The organism is Bradyrhizobium sp. HKCCYLRH1034, from assembly GCF_051168375.1.
In the GTDB taxonomy this organism is placed as follows: domain Bacteria; phylum Pseudomonadota; class Alphaproteobacteria; order Rhizobiales; family Xanthobacteraceae; genus Bradyrhizobium.
Genome location: NZ_JBNPUW010000016.1, coordinates 63,333 through 85,919 on the forward strand (window position 1 = coordinate 63,333; position 22,587 = coordinate 85,919).

General features: G+C 61.9%; 18 protein-coding genes. 8 read left to right on the top strand and 10 right to left on the bottom strand.

Translation table 11 applies throughout. The features are described 5' to 3' along the window. Positions 1-5: 5 nt before the first annotated feature. The 5 genes from ACQR0W_RS29175 to ACQR0W_RS29195 all read right to left on the bottom strand — a co-directional run bounded on the left by ACQR0W_RS29175 (position 6) and on the right by ACQR0W_RS29195 (position 5,355). Positions 6-1,274, bottom strand: a complete 1,269-nt coding sequence (locus ACQR0W_RS29175) for a cytochrome P450 (RefSeq protein ID WP_434840798.1) — start codon at positions 1,272-1,274, stop codon at positions 6-8. A 34-nt stretch (positions 1,275-1,308) separates the two neighbouring features. Next, the gene (locus ACQR0W_RS29180) at positions 1,309-2,541 is read right to left on the bottom strand and encodes a CaiB/BaiF CoA transferase family protein (protein WP_434840797.1); all 1,233 of its coding nucleotides are present in this window, start codon (positions 2,539-2,541) and stop codon (positions 1,309-1,311) included. After that, on the bottom strand, positions 2,538-3,422 hold the full coding sequence (locus ACQR0W_RS29185) for a CoA transferase subunit A (RefSeq protein ID WP_434840796.1): 885 nt from the start codon (positions 3,420-3,422) through the stop codon (positions 2,538-2,540). The genes ACQR0W_RS29180 and ACQR0W_RS29185 overlap by 4 nt, the downstream gene beginning before the upstream one ends. Before the next feature lie 38 nt (positions 3,423-3,460). Further along, positions 3,461-4,249, bottom strand: coding sequence for a CoA-transferase subunit beta (locus ACQR0W_RS29190; RefSeq protein ID WP_434840795.1), 789 nt, complete (start codon positions 4,247-4,249; stop codon positions 3,461-3,463). Between the two features lie 173 nt (positions 4,250-4,422). Next, entirely contained in the window at positions 4,423-5,355 is a 933-nt protein-coding gene (locus ACQR0W_RS29195; protein WP_434840794.1) for a FadR/GntR family transcriptional regulator, read from the bottom strand. 20 nt (positions 5,356-5,375) lie between these two features. On the opposite strand from ACQR0W_RS29195, the gene ACQR0W_RS29200 reads away from it, so the two are divergent. After that, entirely contained in the window at positions 5,376-7,598 is a 2,223-nt protein-coding gene (locus ACQR0W_RS29200; RefSeq protein ID WP_434840793.1) for an acyl-CoA dehydrogenase family protein, read from the top strand. A gap of 20 nt (positions 7,599-7,618) precedes the next feature. Continuing rightward, entirely contained in the window at positions 7,619-8,872 is a 1,254-nt protein-coding gene (locus ACQR0W_RS29205; RefSeq protein WP_434840792.1) for a CaiB/BaiF CoA transferase family protein, read from the top strand. Between the two features lie 51 nt (positions 8,873-8,923). Here the strand turns inward: ACQR0W_RS29205 and ACQR0W_RS29210 are convergent, their stop codons facing one another. From ACQR0W_RS29210 to ACQR0W_RS29225, 4 genes are all read right to left on the bottom strand, one after another. Next, positions 8,924-10,462, bottom strand: a complete 1,539-nt coding sequence (locus ACQR0W_RS29210) for an acyl-CoA synthetase (RefSeq protein WP_434840791.1) — start codon at positions 10,460-10,462, stop codon at positions 8,924-8,926. An 80-nt stretch (positions 10,463-10,542) separates the two neighbouring features. Then, positions 10,543-11,736 carry an ABC transporter substrate-binding protein gene (locus ACQR0W_RS29215; protein WP_434840790.1) on the bottom strand — a complete coding sequence of 398 codons (1,194 nt, stop codon included), beginning with the start codon at positions 11,734-11,736 and terminating at the stop codon, positions 10,543-10,545. 194 nt (positions 11,737-11,930) lie between these two features. Continuing rightward, positions 11,931-13,178, bottom strand: coding sequence for a cytochrome P450 (locus tag ACQR0W_RS29220; protein ID WP_434840789.1), 1,248 nt, complete (start codon positions 13,176-13,178; stop codon positions 11,931-11,933). A gap of 116 nt (positions 13,179-13,294) precedes the next feature. After that, positions 13,295-14,248: a helix-turn-helix domain-containing protein gene (locus tag ACQR0W_RS29225; protein WP_434840788.1), complete on the bottom strand. Its 954-nt coding sequence runs from the start codon at positions 14,246-14,248 to the stop codon at positions 13,295-13,297. A 190-nt stretch (positions 14,249-14,438) separates the two neighbouring features. Here ACQR0W_RS29225 and ACQR0W_RS29230 point away from each other — a divergent pair, with 190 nt between their 5' ends. From ACQR0W_RS29230 to ACQR0W_RS29250, 5 genes are all read left to right on the top strand, one after another. Beyond that, positions 14,439-15,647, top strand: coding sequence for a CaiB/BaiF CoA transferase family protein (locus tag ACQR0W_RS29230; protein ID WP_434840787.1), 1,209 nt, complete (start codon positions 14,439-14,441; stop codon positions 15,645-15,647). A 77-nt stretch (positions 15,648-15,724) separates the two neighbouring features. Next, positions 15,725-16,963 carry an ABC transporter substrate-binding protein gene (locus tag ACQR0W_RS29235; protein WP_434840821.1) on the top strand — a complete coding sequence of 413 codons (1,239 nt, stop codon included), beginning with the start codon at positions 15,725-15,727 and terminating at the stop codon, positions 16,961-16,963. A gap of 257 nt (positions 16,964-17,220) precedes the next feature. Beyond that, positions 17,221-18,225 (top strand): NADPH:quinone oxidoreductase family protein, encoded by a 1,005-nt coding sequence (locus ACQR0W_RS29240; RefSeq protein WP_434840786.1) that lies wholly within the window; start codon positions 17,221-17,223, stop codon positions 18,223-18,225. Further along, entirely contained in the window at positions 18,222-18,707 is a 486-nt protein-coding gene (locus ACQR0W_RS29245; RefSeq protein WP_434840785.1) for a nitroreductase family protein, read from the top strand. Before ACQR0W_RS29240 ends, ACQR0W_RS29245 begins: the two co-directional genes overlap by 4 nt. Further along, on the top strand, positions 18,680-18,892 hold the full coding sequence (locus ACQR0W_RS29250; RefSeq protein WP_434840784.1) for a hypothetical protein: 213 nt from the start codon (positions 18,680-18,682) through the stop codon (positions 18,890-18,892). The genes ACQR0W_RS29245 and ACQR0W_RS29250 overlap by 28 nt, the downstream gene beginning before the upstream one ends. 448 nt (positions 18,893-19,340) lie before the next feature. Here the strand turns inward: ACQR0W_RS29250 and ACQR0W_RS29255 are convergent, their stop codons facing one another. Continuing rightward, positions 19,341-20,801 (bottom strand): FAD-dependent monooxygenase, encoded by a 1,461-nt coding sequence (locus ACQR0W_RS29255; protein ID WP_434840783.1) that lies wholly within the window; start codon positions 20,799-20,801, stop codon positions 19,341-19,343. A gap of 279 nt (positions 20,802-21,080) precedes the next feature. Here ACQR0W_RS29255 and ACQR0W_RS29260 point away from each other — a divergent pair, with 279 nt between their 5' ends. Continuing rightward, positions 21,081-22,253: a cystathionine beta-lyase gene (locus tag ACQR0W_RS29260; RefSeq protein ID WP_434888676.1), complete on the top strand. Its 1,173-nt coding sequence runs from the start codon at positions 21,081-21,083 to the stop codon at positions 22,251-22,253. Positions 22,254-22,587: the final 334 nt, after the last annotated feature.

Genomic DNA, 22,587 nt, shown 5'->3' on the forward strand with positions numbered 1-22,587 from the left:
CCCGTTCAATGGAGTTGATAGCGGATCGGAAGCCGCTTGGGCCCGTTGACGAACCAGGAGATGGTCATTGCGCCGGCGCCGTCGAGTTCGACTGACGAAATCCGCTGCAGCAACTCCTCGAAGAGAATCCGCATCTCGAGCTTGGCAAGATACTGCCCCAGACACAGATGAGCTCCGTAGCCGAAGGCAAGGTGGCGATTCGGCGACCGATCGATCCGGAATACGTCGGGATCCTGGAAGACCGCCTCGTCGCGGTTTGCAGATGCGTAGCACAGCATGAGCCAATCGCCGCGCCTGATCGAGCGGCCGCCCAGCTCGGTGTCCGCGGCCGCCGTCCGCATGAAATGCTTGACGGGCGTGGTCCAGCGGATCGCCTCGTCGACAAAGCCGGGGATCAGGGCGGGATTGGCTTTCAGCTTGTCAAACTGCTCCGCATGCTCGCAAAGCGCCCACATCCCGCCGGCACTCGATGACGACGTGGTGTCGTGCCCAGCGGTCGCGATGGTCACGAAATAGCTGAGCGCATCGAGGTCCGAGATCGGCTCGCCGTCGATTTGCGCATTGGCAATGACGCTTGCGAGATCGTCGGAGGGTTGGGCGCAGCGGCTTGCAACGACAGAAGAGAAGAACTCGCCGAACTCCGAAACAACGTCGGACAGCGCCGTTACACCGTCATCTTTCCCCTTGCCCGCGTGGTCCGGGTCCTTGGTGCCGAAGAACTCCTGCGTCAGGCGAAGCATCTTCGGCTCATGTTCGGGATCGACGCCCAGAATAGTCATGACCACCCGCAGCGGAAACCCGAGCGCGATTTCGGAGACGAAGTCGCATTGTCCGCCGGACATCGTCAGCCGATCCGCATAGCTCTTCGCGATGGTGCGGATCTTGCTTTCGAGCGAGCGCAGATTGCCCGGCGTGAACCATTTCTGGGTCAACGCTCGGAACTTTGGATGGTCGGGGGCGTCCATCTGCACCAGGGTGCGCAGGAGGCCGTTGCCGCCTGTTGCCGCTTCGATCTTCGCTTCGGCCTTGCTGCTCAGCAGGGCTACCGGACGGTCACTGCTGCGAAACAGCTGGTTCTGCTGGCTGATGGTCTGAATGTCCGCGTGGCGCGTCACGACCCAGAAGGGATTGAAGCCGCGACGGGTGGCAATTCCGAGCGGCTGATTGGCACGCAGCCATCGATAGGCCTCGAAGATGCGCTGATCGCCGTAGGCAGCAGGATCCGTCAACACCGCCACGATGTTTTCGGGGATGGGAAGATTCGCCGCGCTCAACTCTGACCCCTTCCATGTGGTCGTGGCTACTGGTCTACTCGGCCGTCGTGACGACCCTCTCTTCCACGCCCCGCAGAACCTTGTCCGCGCGCAGCGTCGCAATCGTTTGAGGACTCAGCCCCAAGAGGCGCTGCAACAGCCTTGACGCGTCCTCACCGAGCGCTGGCACCTTGTTCCGGACATGGGCTGCGCTGTGCGCGAACCGGAATGCGGGATTGGGAATGTGCATCGGCCCGGCTCCATCATCGATCTCCTCGAGAACGCCGCGCTCCGATATGGGAGGCAACGTCATCGTCTCGCGGATGGTCCGGTATTGAGAGCACGGTACGCCGGCCCTGGTTAGGATGGCCTCGCACTCGGCGGCCGTTCGCGACGCCGCCCAATCGTCGAGCAAGTTCATCAACTCCGACCAGTGATGCTCGCGCGCTCCGCTGGTTGCGAAGCGCGCGTCACCGATCCATTCGGGATGGCCGACGCCACGCGCCAAGGCCTCGAAGTTGTTCTGGCTCACGGGAGCGACGAGAAGGAAGCCGTCGCTGGCTTGCGTCGGTCGATACAGCGGCCGGCGGCGCTCGGCCGGGAATTGCGCCTCCTGACACTCGTACACGAGCATGCTGACCATGGCATCGAGCAGCGACACGTCGACATATTCTCCCTGCCCTGTCTTGAGCATCCGAAACAGCGCCGCCTGAATGGCTCCGAACGCGGTCGAGCCGCCCAAGACGTCGGCGATGAAGATCCCGTTCTTGAGAGGACGCGCGATATCGCCCTCCTGGTAATCAAGGTTGGCCATGTCGTAGCCGGACGTTGCATGCAGCACTGGCGCGTAGGCGCTCCGCCCCGACCAGGAGCCCTCCTGGCCGAAGCCCGAGATCGAGCAATAGACGAGCTTGGAATTGAGCTTGGCGAGGGTGTGGTAGTCCAGCGCGAGTCGCTGCATGACGCCCGGGCGGTAGTTCTCGACGAGCACATCGCAGTGGGGCACCAAGTCGTAGATCAGTTTACGCGCCGCAGGCTGCTTGAGATCCAGAGCGATGCTGCTCTTGCCGGCGTTCAGTTGCGCGAAATACGCGCTTCGCCCACCACGGAGCGGCGGACGCAACCGGATGTGGTCGCCTTCCGGCGGCTCCACCTTGATCACCTCGGCGCCGAGATCCGCCATCAGCCGCGTGCAGTAAGGACCCGACATCATGGCGGTGAAATCGAGGACGCGGATTCCGTCGAGGATCCCCGGGCGGGTCGATCCGGTTGGCATATCAACGCTCATGTCAGATTGGTTTCGGAGACAGCAAGGGCAGCCAGCCGGCTGCCGCCGATGGCGTCGAGATACGCGGCAGGCGTGGCATTCCGCACATATCTCTGCAGATAGCCGCCGAACGCCTCACCACTCGCGCTGCTCTTCACATACTCCTTCAGATGCGCGTCATCGGAGCGATAGAGCGACGGCGAAGCGGTGGGATGCGCGCCGAACGGTGCCTCGACGACCGCATCGACCATGGCGCTCGGCAGCTTGGTCAGATGATTGCTGCGCCTGATCGTGTCGGATGAGACGATACGATCCACGGAGACGATCACCCGTCGCGAGGCCTGGGCAATCATGGCATCGAAGAAAGGCGGCCCGAGGTGCTGGACGTTGCCGTGCTCGTCGGCCTGCTGGGCGTGCAGCAGGCACACATCCGGCTTCACGGCGGCGACCGCGAGCATCTTGCGTTCGCCGGGCTTGGACGGCAGCGGCCAGTAATGCTCCGGAGCAAATTTCGGCAGATCGGTGCCGAGGTCGGGCACCGGCATGTAAGGCAGGTCGCAAATTCCGGCCCGCAGTCCGCCGGCAATGCCCGGTCCATCCAGATCGTAGACCTTGAGCGCACCGCTTTCCGCCTGGCGACGGAAGTGCGGCGCCAGGCCAAACTGCTCGAAGCTGATGAAGACGCAAACGGTGGAGGCAGCACAGCCTGCACCGATCAGCATGTCCGGCGCGATCGAGCCGGGCGCCGGTATGAGGTGCAAGTCGCGCGCGCCCTTGCGGATCAAGGCCCGCACCAGCGCCATGGGTTGCGAGTTGAAAATCCAGCCACCGAGCGCAACCTTGGCTCCGTCCTGGATCTCGGCGACAGCCTCGTCGGCGGAAACGATTTTGCTCTTGGTCATGGGGCTTCAGTCTGCCTGTCGGTCTGATTGGAGTGCGATCAGGGAAATTTGCGCTGGAGATCGCCGCGCCGGTCGACATGCTTGCGCAGCAATTCGAGCTCCTGATCGGTCGGCATGGTCGTCATGGGGGGCGTTCCTTCGACGACTAGGTCGAAGGCGGTGGCGTCGCGGATCTGCTCCAGCGTCACGCCGGGGCTGATCGACTTCACGCGCATGGCCTTGCTGTCGGGAGCGAAATCGAAAACGCCCAGCGGGGACAGCACCAGTTTCGGCCCGCCCGGCGGCAACCCCATGCGCTCGCGGGAATCCCCGCCCTCCATGTGACCGGGGCCGCACAGGAAATCGACCCGCGGCACGAACGCGCTTCGGTCATGACGGGTCAGGCAGACATAGAAGCGCTTGGCGAGACCGCACAGCGCGCTGATGCCGACGGTGCCGGGACCGCGGACCCGCGGCTTGCGCTGGTCGCCGACCACCACCGTGTTGATGTTGCCGAACCGGTCGACCTGCAATGCCGACAGAATGGCGAAATCGAAGAAATGGATCTTCCAGTCGATGAAGTCGATCATGACGGGCAGATCCATCCACGCTTCCGCCGACTCGACGTTCTCGTAATCAGCCGTGGACAGCAGATGATCGCGGGTCGGATTGACCATTCCGCCCGGGCCGGAAATCCACCACAGCCGCGGCGCCTGCAGGCGCCGCGCGAGATTGCAGGCGGCGAGCTGGATGTCCGAATTGGTGCCGATGATGACCTTCTCGCCATCGACCATATCGCGCGCAAGCAGCACCGCCAGCATCTCACCGAGGGATGGATTTGCAGTCATGCGCTTCCGATCTATTGGTTGAACCATTGCGACACTAACCGCGACCAGAAGCCGTGTCAACGGAGCCGCGACGGCCAACGAAGCCGCACTCCGGCTGGTGGCGGACCGTTCAGTTGCGCGCGCGAGGCCGGCCGCTGGAGCCGCGGCGGACCGGAGTTATGAGGTGAGTCGGTCTAGCGCTGGGAGGACGAAGGAGACCGCCGGGCGCGTGGAATAGCTTTGGTCGCCGGCGCCACTTCTGCGGCTTGGATCCGCGACATGTAGCTGCGCTGCAGACGCTTCAGGCAGGATTCCATCTCAGCCACGGCGGCGTCGGCATCGCCGGCTGCGAAGTGTTCCATGAAGCGGCGGCGCGACGGCAACACGAAGCTGTTGTCGTACTCGCCGATCCGCTGCACGAAATGAGCGAGCACGTCGAGGACACCGTTCATGACGATGACCATGATCGGATTGTCGGTGAGCCGCGCCAGCATCCGGTGGAACTCGATGTGCCTCTCCGCGCGGCTCGCGAAATCGCCGCGCCGTCGCGCCTCCTGCGCCTCATCGATGAGGCGGTTCAGCATGTCGATGTCCGCGGCGGTCGCACGCCGGCACGCTTCCCGCACCACAATCGATTCGAGCCAGATGCGGGCCTCGGTCAATTGCGCCGGCTGGATTGTACCGACGTGATACATGTCCATCAGCCCGGTCGCGATCGCTTCACCGCTGTGCTGGCTGATAAAGGCGCCGCCGCGGGCGCCCTTCTGCAGGCGGATCAGACCGGCATGCTCGAGCGAGCGCAAGGCCTCGCGAAGCGTATTGCGGGAGACGCCAAACTGCTCAGACAGCGCCCGCTCGGACGGCAAGCGGCTGCCGACCGCAAGCCTGCCGGAGGCGAGCTCTGTGCGGATCTGGGCGGCGATCTCGTCGAACGCACGGGACGATCGGATACGCTGAAACTGCGCCAGCGGCGCAGCTTCGGGGCTGGATTTGGCCGGCAATTGTGAAGCGCTCATATCAACCCGGATCTTCGACACGCAACGACTTATAGGCGAAGCCGACGATTCCCGCCAGCGAGGCGCTGCCATTGACCCACACTTTGTACAAATGTAGAATGGTTGAACCAAAATCCAGCACGAGAGCTAGAATGATGCGGGAGTTGCCGTCGGACGAGGATCGTCGGATCCTGAAAGAAGCCGTCCGCGGATTTTTTGAGGTCGTTTCGGAGAGAGCGGCCCTGCTCACCGCGCAACTCTGGAAGCAGCTGGCAGCCCAGGGACTGACCCAGATTGCCGCGTCCCCCGCCGAAGGCGGCTTGCGCGAGATCGTGCTGGTGCAGCAAGAGGCTGGCCACGCCGCCTCCCGTGCACCGCTCGCCGATGCGGCCTTGATCAACCTCATGCAGCTTCCGGCCCGCAGCGAAGCCCCTACCCTGCGCGCGCTGCTGGATGACCTCCACGCTGGCGACGCGATGCTGGCCCTGTCTTTCGCAAGTTTCGACAATGACGGCGTCTCGGGGCGGGCGGAAGTGCAAGGCGGCCGCCTGATTGCGGAGTTGGATTTCATCGAATCCGCGGACGTCGTGACCCATCTCGGCGTGTTCGTGCCGGGACCGGCGCTGGTGATCGTCACGACCGGGAGGGGGGTCGCCGCTGAGCCGACGCCGGTGATGGGCAAGGCTGGCTGGTGGCGGGTCCGAATCGATGCAGTCCCGCTCGTGACGGTGCCGTTCACCGAAGGCGAGGTCCAGGATCTGCTCGCAGTCGCGGCCCTGAGCGAGACCGCGCGGGCCTTCGGTGCTGCCCAGCGCGCGTTCGAACAGGTCGTCGCCTATGCTGGCGAGCGTCGCCAATTCGGGCAACCCATTGGCCGTTTCCAGGCCATCCAGCACAAGCTCGCAAACTGCCACATCGCATTGCGTGCGGTCCAGCTCACCATTGCGAATGCCGCGGCCCAATATGACCTGGAAGCCGCGCCCTGGCGCTGGTTCGCAGCGGGAGCTGTGGCCACCGCCGCGGCTTCGCTGCGCCACGTGTCGCTGGAAACCCAGCACGCTTTCGGCGCGATCGGCTACAGCGAGGAGCACGAGGCGCCCCGCCACTTCAGGCAGGTTCATCTCGGCGTGCTTCGCCATGGCGGCGAGCGCCCGCCGGTCGAGCAACTGGCGAGCCATTTTCTCGAACACGACGGTGACGGCCGGTTTCCGGAGTACGACTTCGGATCGGCGGGTAATGCGTTCCGTCGTGAGGTGCGCGCCTGGCTCGACGTGCATTGGTCGGGTGAGCGCCGCTCTCGACATGAGCAGCTCTCTTTCGCAGAACGAGAATTTGACCGCGAATTCGCCAGGGCGCTGGGCGATACCGGCTGGATTGGCCTGAATTGGCCGAAGCGATTCGGCGGTCAGGAGCGTGGCGCTTTCGAGCAGCTTGCCTTCATGGAGGAAATGGAGCGCGCCGAAGCGCCACGTGCAGGTGCGCCCGTGCAGGCCGCCATGCTCCAGGTCCACGGCACTCCGGAGCAGCAGCAACGTTACCTGCCGGAAATCCTCCGCGGCGAAGCGATCTATGGCATGGGTTACAGCGAACCCCAGGCCGGCTCCGATCTGGCATCGCTGAAGACTCGCGCGGTTCGCGACGGTGACCACTATGTGATCAACGGGCAGAAGATCTGGACCACGACCTATTGGGGCGAGTACATGCTGCTCGCGACCCGGACCGATCCGAATGCGTCGCCCCCTCATGCCGGGATCACCATGTTCATCGTTCCGATGACGACACCAGGCATCACGATCCGCCCCTCCGAGACAATGTATGGCGGCACCTTTGCCAACGTGTTCTATGACGAGGTGCGGGTACCCGCCGAAAACCGCATCGGCGGCGAGGGCGAAGGCTGGAAGGTCCTGACCGGCGCCTTGGCGACCGAACGCGGCTTCATTGGCGGCGGCATCGTCTTGAAGGTCGCCCACATGTTCGAGCTGTTGTGTGAATACATCCGCAACGCCGAACGTCACGGCAGGCCGATGCGACGCGATCCGCTGGTGCGCGCCAAGGTCGCTGCGCTGGCGGCCGAGATCGAGGCCGGCCGGCGCATGATGGTCCATTGCGCCGAGCAGGTGGACAAGGGCGAGACGCCGCCGGACGAGGCGGCGGTCAGCAAAGTCTATTCCGGCGAGCTGATGGAGCGCTTCGGCGAGACCGCACTGGACCTCTTGGGGCCGGAGGCGCTGCTCAGCGAGCACAGCCCGGGCGCAATCCTGCGCGGGCGGATCGAGCAGATGCTCCGGCATTCGCTGATGTGGGTCATCAGCATCGGCACCAACGAAATCCAGCGCAGCCTGATCGCCCAACGTGGGCTCGGACTGCCGCGATAGCTTTTGCCCGGAGGTGACATGTGACCACAGCCCGTCCCCAGCTTCCGCCGCCGCGCCCGCGAGCGCCTGGCGCGCCTTCACCGCTTCAAGGCTTGCGTGTCATCGACTTCTCGCACTTCATCGCGGGACCCATGTGCACGCTGTTCCTGGCGGACATGGGCGCCGAGGTGATCAAAATCGAGAACGCTGCGAACGGCGACGATTTTCGCCGGTTCCAACCCCACCTCGGCGGCGAGGGCGTGCCCTTCCTCTGGGTCAATCGCAACAAGAAAGGCGTTGCGCTCGATCTCACCAACGAAGCTGCGCGAAAGATCGCGGCTGAACTCGTCGCTTCGGCCGACATCCTGGTGGAGAATTTCTCGCGCGGGGTGATGGAACGATTCGGCCTCGGCTACGACGCGATGCATGAACGCAACCCTCGCCTGATCTATTGCAGCGTCTCGGCCTATGGCCGCGACGGGGCAATGGCCGATCGTCTGGGCTTCGATCCTGTCATCCAGGCGGAGACCGGCTTCATGTCGATGAACGGTTTTCCGGATCAGGAAGGCGTTCGCACCGGCCCTGCGATCATGGACATCTCCACCGGCATGACAGCCGCGATCGCGGTGCTCGGCGCGCTCGCCGCACGCCAGAGCACCGGACGCGGGCAGCGTGTCGAGACGGCGTTGTTCGACACTGCCGCGCTGATGCTCGGCTTTCACGCCATGAACTATCTCGCGACGGGCCGCAATCCGACGCGCGCCGGGAACCGCAGCGCCGACAGCACCCCGACCGGCACCTTCCAGACGGCAGACGGCCCACTCTACATCACCTGCGCGAATGATCGGACCTACCGGCGTCTCGTCACCAACGTGCTGGAACGGCCCGACCTGGCTGAGGATCCACGCTTCCTGAGCAATCGCGACCGGATGGCGCACCGCGAGGACTTGACCGCCATCATCGAAGGAGTCCTCGCCAGCGATTCCAGCGAACGATGGGCCGCGAAGATGCAGGCCGCAGGCGTCCCGTCCGGCGTCGTCAGAACCGTGGAAGGTGCGTTCAGCTCCTTGGAAATGGCCGAGCGTGCGCTCGCCTCGTCCATTCCGCATCCGATGGCAGGCGAAATCCCGAACATCAGATCCCCCCTGCGCTTCAGCGAAACGCCGGTTGTCGACCCCTTCGCAGCTCCGATTCTCGGGCAACACACGACCGAGGTGCTGGAGCGCGTGCTCGGTTATGCACCAGAGCGTATCGCCGAGCTGACAGCGGCGGGCGCATTCGGTTCACCCAGTTGAAGACAGCGATTGCCGCCAAAGCGCGCTGCGCTCCAGCGTTCGCACCGACGATCAGATGCGTCGGCCCGCATCTTTCCAGAACGGGTCCCTGAGCCGGCGCTTGAAGATCTTTCCGCTTTCCTCGCGCGGAAGCGCCGCATGGAAATCGATCCGGCGCGGCACCTTGTATTTGGCAATGCGCTCGGCGAGATAGGCGCGAACCATGTCCGTCGTCAGTTCGGATCCGGGCTCGGCCTCGATCGCGGCGGCGAGTGATTCACCGAACTCCTCATCGGGAATGCCGAACACGGCGCAATCCCGGACGCCAGGACATTGAATCAGCGTCGATTCGATCTCGGCCGGATAGATGTTGACGCCCGCCGAGATTACCATGTCCGACCGCCGATCGCACAGATAGAGCCGGCCGTCCTTGAGATAGCCCACATCTCCCACGCTGATCAGCCCGTCCCGCTCGACCGATTTGCGCTTGGCCGCGTCGTTGAGATAGACGAAATCCGCCAGCGAATCCTGCCGGACATAGATTTCGCCGATCTCGCCAGGCACAACGGGCTCGCCGTTCTCGCCATAGAGCGCGATCCGCGCACCAGGCGTGAGACGCCCGACGCTACCGGGATGCGCCAGCCAGTCCTCCGGCGTACTCAGCATCACCGCTCCAACCTCGGTGCCACCGTAGGTCTCGTAGACCACCGGCCCCCACCAGTCCATCAGCGCCTTCTTGATTTCCGGCGCACAGGGCGCGCCAGTGTGGATCACCCATCGAAGCGAGCTCACATCATAGCGGCAACGTATCTCCTCCGGCAGGCGCATCAGACGCACGAACATGGTGGGCACCATGACGGCATGCGTGATGCGCTCCCGCTCGATTATTGCTAGAGTGTCTTCGGGCTCGAACTTCGATTGAAACGCGATCAATTCGGCCTGATTGATAGCCTGACGCAAGCAGGCGTTGGGAGACGCATGGTAGAGCGGCCCGCCGATCAGGACACGAACGCCGGGCGTGATGCCGTAGACCGATCGCATCAACTCGCCATACGCCTTGGTCTGTTCGGGTGTCGCAGGCTCACGCTTGACCCCTTTCGGATGTCCCGTCGTACCCGACGTGTAGATCAGTGTGGCGCGGGCGCGTGGCGGGGCAGCGCTCCAGGGCTGGAATTCCGCCAGCCAGTCCGGCCAGATGCGGTCCGTTGCTTTGGGCTTCTCGGCACCTGACGGAACGCCGAACTGCCTGATGAGCTCAGGCGGCGTCGGCACGCTCAGCACCAGAATGTCGCTCAATATTTCTCGAAGCTCGTCACGAGCGGCTGCGAGGAGGTCGGCATGAGCCACCAACACCTTGGGCTTGGCGTCCTTGAGGATGTAGCCGATCTCCGGGGCCCGGCCATGCCAATTGATTGGCACGCAATAGGCGCCGATCAGGGCCGCGGCCTGTGTCGCCTCGACAAAAGCGAAGTCGTTGCGCAACAGCAGCGCGACGGTATCACCCTCGGCAACGCCGCAAGCATGCAGCCCGGTTGCAGCACGCGCGGCGTTGGTCAGCACTTCGTCGCGGGGGCGGGACGTTCCGTCGAGAAACATTTGGGGTGGAGTCATCATTCCTCAAAGTACGTTTCGGGTCATCGAGCGCTCTTGGCGGAGCGCATGGCTGCCGCTGCCGGCGCGGAGAAGCCGGATTACTGGGCTGCCAGCTTGCAATCCGGATTGGGCGCCTCCGACATCAATTCATCGGCTTTCATCCGCCGGACGATCTTGAAATAATCCCATGGCCCTTTCGACTCCTCCGGCGATTTGACCTGGACCAGGAACATGTCCCGCAGGACGCGGCCGTCCGCACGAATCCTGGCCGAAGGCGTCGTAAGATCCGAGATCGGCAGTTCGTGCATCTTGCTGGCCACTTCGGGACCGGATGTCGTGCCCGCCGCCTTGACCGCCTTCAGGTAGTGCGTGACCGAGCTGTAGACACCCGCCTGGAGGGCGGACGGCGGTCGCCCCATTTTCTCGCTGAACCGCCTTGCGAAGCTGCGAGTACTGTCGTCCGTATCCCAATAGAAGGCCGTCGTCGTATAGACCCCCTGCATGCGGTCGAGCCCCAGGCTGTGCACGTCGGACTCGAACAACATCAGCCCCGCGATGCGAATGCCCTTCTGCAGCAGCCCGAATTCGACTGCGTTCTCGATCAGAAGCACCCCGTCGTGGCCGGCAAAGGACGAGGCAATCGCATCGGGCCGCGCTTCCTCCGCAGCCAGAAGCAGCGAGGCATAATCCGAAGTCCCGATCGCCGCCCGCCGCGTGCCGACCAATTGTCCGCCGGTCTCCTTCACCGCCTCCGCGACGCCCCGTTCCATTTGGTGCCCAAAGGAGTAGTCAGGTCCGACCGCGAACCACTTCTTCACACCGGATTTCGCTGCGCTCAGGACGGGAGCGCGCGGAAGCACGCTGGTGTCGAAGGTCCACACAAATCCCGTCGGCGAGCACGACTTGCCGTACAGATCGAGGGTCCCAGCGCCCGAGATCAGTGCGATCTTTCCCTTCGCATGGGCGAGATTTTGAACGCCGAGTGCGATCGTGGACACGGGAATGTCGGCAATAGCCTCGACATGCTCCTCATCGAACCAGCGCCGTGCGATGGTCAGGCCGACATCGGGCTTCAGCTGATGGTCGGCCGAGACGATCTCGATCGGCCGGCCGAGCACGGCGCCGCCGGCGTCGCTGACTGCGAGCTCCGCAGCAACGACCGAGCCGCGGCCCACCGTGTCGGCGATGACGCCCGACATGTCGGTCAAGACACCGATCTTCAACGGCTCCCCGAGCGCCAACCCACTCCACACAAGCGAGCCCACGACCCCGGCGGCGACACGTCCCCACATGGCGCGTTATCCTCCCGCATTTTATTGGTTGTACCATTGATACCTGACGTGCGTGACGGCTGCAAGCCCATTCCCTCCCCTTTCATCAGGGCTGCTGCTAATGTCTGGCGCAAAGCAAGGTGGGCGCCGACGGCAGCGACAGGAATTGCCCGTCCATGACCGCTCGGAGCTAGCCCTACACGCGTTGATGTCGCTCACCTGCGCATTGCATACCGGATCGGCAAGTGCTTCGGCCCGCTGACTATGCTCGATTCGATCCAGGCTGGCTCACCAGCGAGCTCGGTGTGATCGACTCTGCTTAAAAGTTCCGCGAAGAAGGCCTTCATCTCCATCCGCGCCAGTTGCAGACCCAGGCATTGGTGCACGCCAAAGCCGAAGGCCACGTGGCGGTTTTGCGCGCGATCGATCTTGAAAGTGAAAGGATCCTCGAAGACATCTTCGTCGCGATTGGCCGAGGGGTAGCACATCATGAGCGAGTCGCCCGGGGCGATCGGCTGGCCACGAAGCACATAGCTGTCCGTCGCCGTGCGGAAGAAATGCCTGACCGGCGAGACCCAACGAAGCATCTCTTCCACGGCCAATGGCAACAAATCCGGCGAGCCGCGCAACTTCTCCATCTCCGATGGATGAGCGAGCAGCGCATGTAGTCCTCCGGCGATCGACGCGCTCGTCGAATCATGCCCAGCTGTCGCAGTGAGCACGTAGTACGAGATCGCCTCCATGTCGGAGATCGGCCTGCCGTCGACGTGAGCATTTGCAATCACACTGGCTAGATCGCCTGTCGGCCTCTCGCGCCGGTCCGCAATCAACAGAGTAAAATAGGCAAAAAACTCCTCGATTGCTTTGCGCTTCGACTCGCCCGCCGAAGGACCGCGCGCCATCTCGGGGTCGGTAGCCCCTAGGAGGGCCTTGGTGAGCCTGAGCATCTTCTGATCATCGTGACGAGGAACGCCAAGAATGGTCATAATCATCCGCAATGGAAACCACATTGCGATGTCCTGCGCGAAATCACACTCGCCGCCGCGCGCTTCCATGAGGTCGACGAATTCCTTTGCCAAGGCAGCTACGTCGCTTTCGATCTTTCGCAGGCTCGCCGGCAAGAACCACGACTGTGTGATGTTGCGGTGAGCGCGGTGCATGGCTCCGTCCATGTTGAGGAGCAAGCGCATGGGATTTGTGGTGCCCCTTCCGGGGCCGGCTCGCACCCGCTCCTCATCTTCGATGAGATTGAGGCTCAATCTCGGCTCGTTGATGAACTTCTCGTTCTGTCGCTCAATCTCAACAATGTCCTGGTATCGCGTCACCGTCCAGAACGGACGATAGCCGGCCGGTGAGGTCCAGCGCACCGGATCGTCCCGACGGAGAGTCGCAAAGAGCTTGTCGTACACCGCCGGAGCGCCATACGTCCGGGGGTCGGCTATCTGATCGTCCAACCGCAGCATCGTTTCCTCCTGAGCGTTCTACTCGATGTTTTTGGAAACGAGCATAACCTCCATTCGAGATTGGGATCCCGCTCCAGCGTGCCAAGTTCAGGTCTGACTGTGCCGTTCAGCGTGCACTAGCTGGCCGCGGCCCACTCTTTCGGGCTCACGCCGTACCGGCTTCGAAATGACCGGCTGAAGTGGCTGGAATCGGCGAAGCCGACGTCGAGAGCGAGCTCGGTGATGCCCCGATAATCGCAACCCTTGCTCCGCAACCGGCGCGCCGCTTCAGCGAGCCGCAATTCGTAAACATACTCCATCGGCGTCTTGCCCAGTTGGCTGAACATTCTGTAGAGCGAGCGACGAGACAAGCCGATCGCCTCTCCGATGTCCTCGGGACGAAGCTGGACGTTTGCCAGGTTTGCTTCAATTGCTTGCCTGGCCCGGTCCATCTTTGAGGTCAGGCGAGCGGGACGGTTGCGGCCCGGCGCTGCGTGCGGCGGAAGACAGGCTTCAACCACACCGATCAGGAATATCTCCAACGCGGACTGCAACGGCAGTCCCAGCCATTCGGCTGATGCAAATGCTTCCAGCAGGGCTGCGGCTGCGATCCTGGTTTCGAGCAATGTTTGTAGGCGCACACCTCCCGAGCGGGCGTTCCTTGTCCAATCGTAATGACTGCCCGGTAACATCATTCCGATCGTTCGGGAATTGTCCTGCACAAGAAATGATGTTGGGCGTCGCGCTTCAAAGAGGGCCCATTCGCCGCCTCTCAGCTCCATGTCGCAATCATTCTGCCGTATCCGCGCTACTCCATCCTGCTGCCAAATGATGAAACAGGGATGTGTTTCGATGGCTTTGACCGAATATCCGTATCCGCCCGCGACACCTTCCAAACCCGACCGCGCTACCAGGATGTCGAACAATGATATTCCCGCAAGCTTCTCCACGCGCGCATGCATGAAGAAGGAATCGCGCCGAGGCGTGTAACGCGCGCCAGAGAAATGAGGCTCCAGCGTCGCCCGCCATTTCTCCGGCGAGGTGAAGCATTGGTGCGCCGCGGAAATCGAATGAAGTAGACCCCTTGCCATCCAACTCTCCATTCGTTGGACACGATGGTGAACCTTCTTGGTCAACCTGCACAGGGACACTCTGCCACTCGGCAGATGAGATGTGAATGGTTGAACCTTTTCGTGCTTTGTGCTAGACGATCTGCAATCAGGCGGTTTGGCTGGCTTTATCCAGCCAGCATCAAGTCCGCTTGGCGGCAGGGAGGATCTCGTGACCGGCGTGTTCCAGGGCCTCAAAGTCATTGACAGCGCCACCTTCGTCGCCGGCCCGGCGGCGGCCGTGATCCTCGCGGACTTCGGTGCGGACGTCGTCAAGATCGAGCCGGCCGGCGCCGGAGATCCGCAGCGCGTTCTCGGCCGTCTCCCCAACCTGCCAAAGGCCGACCACAATTACGCATGGACCATGGCCGCGCGCGGCAAGCGCGCGCTCGGGCTAGACCTCAAGAACGAGACTGGCCGAGCCATCCTGGGACAGCTCGTACGTTCCGCCGATGTTTTCATCACCAACCAGTCGCCGGCTTCGCGCTCTCGGCTCGGAATAAGCTATGAGCAGCTTTCGCAAATCAATCCGCGTCTCATCTATGCAGCGCTCACGGGTTACGGGGAAACGGGTCTCGAAGCTGAAAGACCGGGATTCGATGCGCACGCCTATTGGGCTCGGTCGGGATTGGCCGATAACGTACGGCCTGACATCGAGAGTCCTCCGGCAGCGCCTACTCTGGGCATGGGCGATCAGCCAACGGGCGTCACACTCTACGCCGGGATTGTCACGGCGCTTCTTCACCGAGAGCGCACGGGCCGTGGAAGCTGTGTCACGACGTCGTTGCTTGCGAATGGAGCCTGGTCCAATGCGGCATCGATCCAGGCGGTCCTATGTGGTGGCGAGATCCAATACCGCCTGCCTCGAAAGGCGACGCGGAACGCCTTGACGTGCTTCTTTCGGTGCGCTGACGACCGGTGGTTCATGATCAGTTTGGTGCAGGAGGAACGCGACTGGCCGCGCTTCTGCAATGCCGTTGGCCTGCCCGCCTTGATCGACGACCCACGCTTCTCGGCTCTAGCAACGCGGCGTGCCAACGCGGCCGAACTTGTAGCAGTCCTCGACGAGCTATTCGCTACGCGCTCCTCGTCCGATTGGCAGCGCACGTTTCAGGCGGCAGATCTGACCGCGGCGATCGTGGCGAAGGCCGGCGATCTGGTCAACGATAACCAGATGTATCATGCCGGCGCGCTGGTTCAGGCTGCTTGGATGCCCGGACGGGGCGCGATCGTGGACAGCCCATTCCAAATAAGTGGTGTGGAGAAGAGGCCGCCACAGCCCGCGCCGGAATTGGGGCAGCACACCGTGCAGATCTTGAAAGAGCTTGGATATTCCGATGGGGACATCGCTCGCCTGAAAGAAACTGGCGCCGTGGGTTGATTGAGCTGCTGCCCGAATCCGGAGCCTTGCCTTTCGAACCAGTTGCAGCCGAACCCTTGAGGCTCGATGGTGAATCAATGTTACTAGGAAAACGCCTGCCAATTATCGTCGCCGCTGCTTTGTTGGCAAACTTCGCGGTGTTACCGTCTAATGCAGCCGAAAAGAAATATGGTCCCGGCGTCACCGACAACGAGATCAAGATCGGAAACATCGTTCCCTATAGCGGGCCGGCATCGGCCTACAGCACCATCGGTCGCAACGCCGCAGCGTTCTTCAGAAAGGTAAACGATGAAGGCGGCATCAACGGGCGGACCGTCACCTTTATCAGCTACGATGACGCTTTTAGCCCGCCAAAGGCCGTGGAGCAGGCAAGAAAGCTCGTCGAGGGTGATGAAGTGCTTCTGATCTACCAATCTGTTGGAACGGCCTCCAACGCGGCGATCCAGAAGTTCCTGAATGCGCGGAAGGTACCTCAGCTCTTTGTTGCGAGCAACGCGACCCGGTGGGGCGATCCCGAACATTTTCCCTGGACGATGGGCTGGCAGCCGAACTTCCAGAGCGAAGGCCGCGCCTACGCGAAGTACATCTTACGGAACTATCCCAACGCGAAGATTGCCATGCTTTGGCAAAATGACGACGCCGGGCGGGATCAGGTGAAAGGTCTGCGCGATGGGTTGGGCGCGAAGGCCTCGATGATCGTCGCGGACTCGTCGTTCGAGGTGTCCGAACCGACGATCGATCCTCACATCGCCCGGCTGAAAGCTTCCGGCGCAGACGTTTTCGTGTCCTGGACCACCCCCAAAGCGAGCGCGCAAGCCATCCGGAAGCTCGCCGAGCTCGACTGGAAGCCGGTCGTCTTTCTCGCAAGCGTCTCCACTTCGGTCGCGAGCGTGCTTCGTCCCGCCGGCGTGGAAAACGCCGAGGGGATTATTTCAAGTTCCTATCTGAAGGATCCCAGCGACCCCGCATGGAGCAACGACGCCGCCACAAGAAATTGGAATGCATTCATGGATAAATATTTTCCAGAAGGCGACAAAGCAGATCGCGTCACCGTCTATAGCTACGCCGTAGCACATACTTTGCTCGAGGTGCTCAAGCGCTGTGGGGACGATCTCACGCGCGAAAACGTCATGCGGCAAGCGACCAGCCTAAGAGACCTTGACGTTCCCATGCTTTTGCCGGGTATCAAGATCAATACGTCTGCCAAGGATTTCTTCCCCGTCGAGCAGATGCAGCTGATTCGCTTTGACGGTCAGAGGTGGCAACCTCTCGAAGGATTGATCGACGGCGAAGTCGGAAGCGCAAGGACCGACTGAGGTGAGCTCGGTACTGGACGCAGGGGCGCCGTTTCGCGCCGATTATGTCACTGTCTATCATGCACTGACAGAGCGCGCGAGGCTGCACCTGGCGAACAGCTCGTCCTGGGCGCAGCTGGAGGCCTCAGAATAGCCGCAATAGATATTCGGCGCACGCCTCATTGCTGCCGCCCGACCGAAGAGAACGAACAACTGCGCCCGGCCTTGGAGCCGATGCCGCGATCGACTAAACGCGACCGAATTCTCAGGAGGCCATCATGAAAGCAGTCGTGGTCGAGAAATACGACACCATCGACAAAGTCGCTCTAAAGGATGTGGCACAACCGGAGATAACGCCTGGGATGGTTCGTGTCCGGATACAGGCGGCAAGCATTGGCTTTGTGGATGGATTGAAGGTCCAGGGTCTATATCAGACCAAGGATCCCCTGCCCCTCATACCGGGTACAGAGTTTTCAGGTACAGTCGATGCGCTCGCCCCCGATGTGGAAGGCTTTACACCAGGGACGCCGGTTATCGGTATGGCCAGATCGGGTGGGCTTGCTGAATACATTTGCCTGCCAGCGTCGTCGCTTTTCGTCCGGCCGGAAGGTGTGACACCGGAAGTCGGCGCCTCGTTTTTTGCGAATTATCTCACAGCGCTCTATTCGCTGGGTGTGCGGGCAAAACTTTGTCACGGCGAAACGCTCCTGGTGCTTGGCGCAGCTGGCGGCGTCGGCATAGCTGCGGTACAAGTAGCAAAGCTGTTGGGCGCTTCGGTCATAGCAGCCGCATCGACTGATGCGAAACGGCAGTTCGCGAAGGCCTATGGCGCCGACGCAGTGGTAGATTACACCGCAGACGGTTGGCGTGATGAGATAAGAACTCTCACTAACGGTCGTGGCGTCGATGTGATCTTTGACCCGGTCGGTGGTGACGTGAGCCTACAGGCGTTCCGTTCGATCGCCTGGAATGGACGTCATCTTGTCATCGGCTTTGCGTCCGGTCGCATTCCTGCGCTGCCCTTCAATTTACCACTTCTCAAAGGGGGCGCACTGCTGGGCGTCGACCTCGCTCAGATCGGCCACCGCGAACCGGACGTCCGGGACCAAGTGATTGCCCAGCTATTTGCCTGGTTGCACGAAAGGACACTCATCCCTGTGGTAGGCAGGATCTTCGCCCTCCAGGATTTTCGTGATGCCTTCGAGGCAATGACCACGCGTTCCGCACTGGGAAAGATGGTTATTCGGATCGCGCCTTCTGCTTTGCACGAGGAGAAGCTATGAAAGTTTCGGACGCTCTAAACTCAAGAATATCGGTCCGCGCGTTTCTCGACAAGCCGGTCCCGGGAGAGACCGTCAAGGACATCCTGCTGGCGGCCGGTCGTTCACCTTCGGGCGGTAACCTGCAGCCCTGGCACGTCTGGGCGCTGGCCGGCCAGGAGCTCGAACGGTTCAAGTCGCTGGTAGCCGAGCGGATGAAGATCGACCCCACTGGCGAAAAAGCAGAATACAACATCTATCCACCCGAGCTGAAGGAGCCTTACAGAACCCGACGCTTCAAGAACGGCGAAGATCTCTATCGCGCAATTGGAATTCCACGCGAGGACAAGGCCGCACGACTAAAGCAACTAGCGAAGAATTTTAAGTTTTTCGGCGCGCCGGTCGGCTTGTTCTTTGCCGTTGATCGGCAAATGGAGCCGGGGAATGGGTTGATCTCGGCATGTACTTGCAATCCCTCATGTTGCTGGCCTTTGAAAGGGGACTAGCCACCTGCCCGCAAGAAGCGTGGGCGATTTGGCACAAGACCATTGCCGAATTCATTTCCTTGCCACCCCATCTCATGATCTTTTGCGGCATGGCTGTTGGCTACGAGGATGCTGAACATCCCATCAACAGCCTTCGCACGGAGCGCGCCGACTTATCTGAATTTGCTATACTTCGAGGCTTCTGAGATGCGGACGCGAAGAAATTATCGGCACGACCAACTTCATGTTGGATCTGAAGGAGTCTCGCCGCGCTGCTCCAGACAGCGTGCAAGCCGGCCGTGCGAGTGTGGGCGGAGCAGTCTCCCTGCGGGCTCAGCAATTCCTCGAAGAAGCGTGGCTACCGGTGGTCGGACGCCACCGACGGACGTCCGAAATCCTGGTAGATCGACGTCCAGCAGTCCTCCGTCGAGGCCGAGATCGTTCTCCTCAGGGACGAGGTCTATCTCGGCGATGTCGAGCCCCGGCCGCGGCGTCTGACCGCATTTGAACGCTTTTCGAATCGTGGCTCGAGGCCGAGTTTCTCCGAATAGAATGCCCGCGCCGGATTCCTGGCGGAAAGGCGTGTTCCTACCTTTGCGTTCGAGTGCATTTTTCTCTCCTTACTGATTTCGTCCGGATTTGACACGTTCTCTTCTAGTCTCCACACCACGTTCCCAGCGCGTCCACGAGACCAGCGTCAGTTCCCTCTCCGACCCACGCGGCATGTCCATCAGGACGGATGAGGACGGCGGACGGGGATGGGACTGCACCGATCACCGGCAGCTCGCACACACCTTCAAAACGTGCATCGACCAGCCGGACGCGGCCCCATCGACCAACTGAGAGCGAGCCTGGAGTCCCGAAGTTGACCAGCACCGGGCGAGCTTCATGCAGGAGCTCGAATATGCGAGCGGGCCCCCCGCCGTCGCCAACGCTAATGTCCAGATCGGGCATGCGGCGACCAAGCAGAGGATGAGTCCCCTCGTCACCATGTCGGATGTCGAGGCCCGATATTGCCGCGGTGTACCATTTCCTTGGTTCATCCATCTGCATGACCTTCGCCATAAGCCCCCGGAGCGCGGTCGTGCGCTCATCGCCTCGGTTCAGTGCGGTAAGCGCCAGCGTCTGCTCAAGCAGCGCCGCCCCGACGGGGTGCCGCTCCTCGTGATAGGTGGCCAGGAGGGCATCGGATGATATCCCCTTCACCACCTGCGCAAGCTTCCATCCGAGGTTGACGGCGTCCTGCATGCCCACGTTCAATCCCTGCCCTCCTACGGGGGAATGGACATGTGCGGCATCCCCTGCCAGTAGGATGCGTCCCTTTCGATAGGTCTCTGCCTGCCGCGCCGCATCGGTAAACCGCGACACCCACGTGACGTCACTGACACCTAGATCCGATCCATAGCCAGCCGCGAGCGCGACCTTGAGTGCCTCCTCGTCCGGTCTTTCACCCCGCTCCAGTTGCATTTCTGTTGCGACGCCGCGCACGCGGGGGCCATCATCGAACCGCCCAAGTGCATATAAGCCGCGCTCGCCATATCTGATACCGAGTGGCGGATCGGTCATGGCGGCCTCGAAGATCAGATAACTTGTCTGGGGCTCCAATCCAGGAAATCGGATGCCGGCCATCTTCCGCACGCGGCTACGTCCACCATCACAACCGACTAGGTAGCTGCAGCGGAGCGCTCGCCCGTCGGCCATTTTGATTTCTACGTATTCTCCGCCATCGACGAAGGTCTCCAACTCGCACCCGCGGTAAACCGTCACGGCAAGCTCGGAGATCCAGTCGGCGAGCCCGCGCTCAATTTTCTCTTGCCAAAGACCGAGCGTGTAATTGTGGCGGGTCGGACGATCGCTGGCATCGACGATCATGCCGGCAACCGCGACCGCGTAGTGTTTCTTCCCTTGCGCAAGGAACCTGTCCGCAATGCCCCGCTGATCCAGAATCTCTATGGCGCGCGGGTGCAGACCGCTGGCTCGGGAACCCTCGACATCGTGGTTGAGCCGACGTTCGATGATCGCAACGTCCACACCCGCCAGAGCCAACTCACCTGCCAGCATCATCCCGGTCGGCCCGGCGCCCGCGATGATCACTTCGTGTCCTTGTACAGTCATTGCCACCTCAGAATAGACAGGGGCTGGTTCTACGGTGTGTCGGGGGACTTGAAGCAAGCGGCTTGCCGGCCATATCTATGAACTGGAGGGGTAGTACGCGGCCGCGCGCCGCGCTTCCGAACACCGGTTGCGGCTCCGAGCTTTGCGTTATCGGTCTTGACACCGAGGGAACCCAGCCGCGAACCGTGCCGGCCCAATCATCCACCAGCTAAGCCTGCCGCGACTGATCTGATTGGCCCTCAGGGTGATGCGGAGATGTTCTCGATCAGAGGGGAGCCGATGGTAGATCGCGGGCGATTAGGCAACAGACGAGACTGGCGCACGCGCCTTATCCAGCCAGAGGTTGAGCCGCCGGGTGACTTCGTCTCATTGGCGCCTGCCGTTCACCGGGGATCGACTGTGGTGTTCGAGCGCCTGGCGGACGCGCAGGACGATTGGCGATCTGAACGATACACCTACGGCCTCTATGGAACGCCGACCGTGCTCGAACTCGGCCTGCGGATCGCGGACCTCGAAGGAGCGCGTCATAGTTTTGTCGTCCCGGGTGGACAGGCGGCTCTCGTCCTTGCCTACCTCGCGTTCTGCACCGCTGGATCGCATGTCCTCGTGCCCGAGAGCGCTTATGGTCCGAACAAGGAGTTAGGCCCCGGGCTTCTGCAAGGTTTGGGCATCTCCGTCGAAACCTATCCACCGATGATCGGCGGCGACGTGGCGCGTCTGATCCGGCCTGAAACGCGCCTTGTCTGGTGCGAGAGCCCTGGCTCCATCACGATGGAGGTCCAAGATGTTCCTGCCATCGTGGCGGCTGCTCACGCACATGGCGTGCCGGTTGCGCTGGACAATACTTACGCCGCAGGCATTCTGTTCGACGCCTTCGCCGCCGGCGTGGATGTGTCGGTCCAGGCACTGACTAAATATGTCGGCGGCCATAGCGACCTGCTGCTCGGCACGGTCTCCGTTCGGGACGAGGCAACCTACGAACGGGTAGGTTCCGTGAACCGGCTGCTCGGGCTTGCGGTTTCCCCCGACGACTGCGCCTTGGCGTTACGCGGACTTGAAACACTAGCTGTGCGCCTCGATGCCCTTGAGCGTTCTACCTTGGTTATCGCTCGATGGCTGAAGGAACAGCCGGAAGTCGCCCTGGTTCTCCATCCGGCTATTCCAGACTGCCCGGGTCACGAGATATGGAGAAACCAATTTACCGGCTCGGCGAGCGTGTTCTCGATCGTGTTTGCAGAAGATTGGCTTGCGAGGCGCGTTGCCGGATTCGTCGATGCCCTCCGGCTCTTTCGTACTGGGTACAGTTGGGGCGGAACGACCAGTCTCGTCATGGCCTACCCGGCGAACGGTTCGAATGCGAGATTCTGTGGAGCACGCTTGGTCCGCCTGAATATCGGGTTGGAGCAGACACAAGATCTAATCGACGATCTCAAACAAGCACTCGCGAGCTGAGCGTCACCTAGCGAGCGTTCGATTCTCATCTCAGCTAGCTCCATCGCTCGACTGGGCCTCGCCCTCCGTCCTGCGTTTCAAGCACTGAATAAGAACTCTCGCTCGCATACGCTTGTGTTCGCTATGCTACGATAAGTGCCACGAATAGCACTGATCTCGCAGGCAAAAACCGCAAACGCGGCACGCGCTACGACCGACCGGCACCGTTGAACACAAGCTATGTCAATAGCTTGCTGATCAACCGGCGAGCCGCTTTTATCTTGCCCTAGCCCTAGAAACGTCGCTCGTAAGCGTCCGGTCCCTGCACACCTTCCCCCTCGTGTGTTGTCGTTCC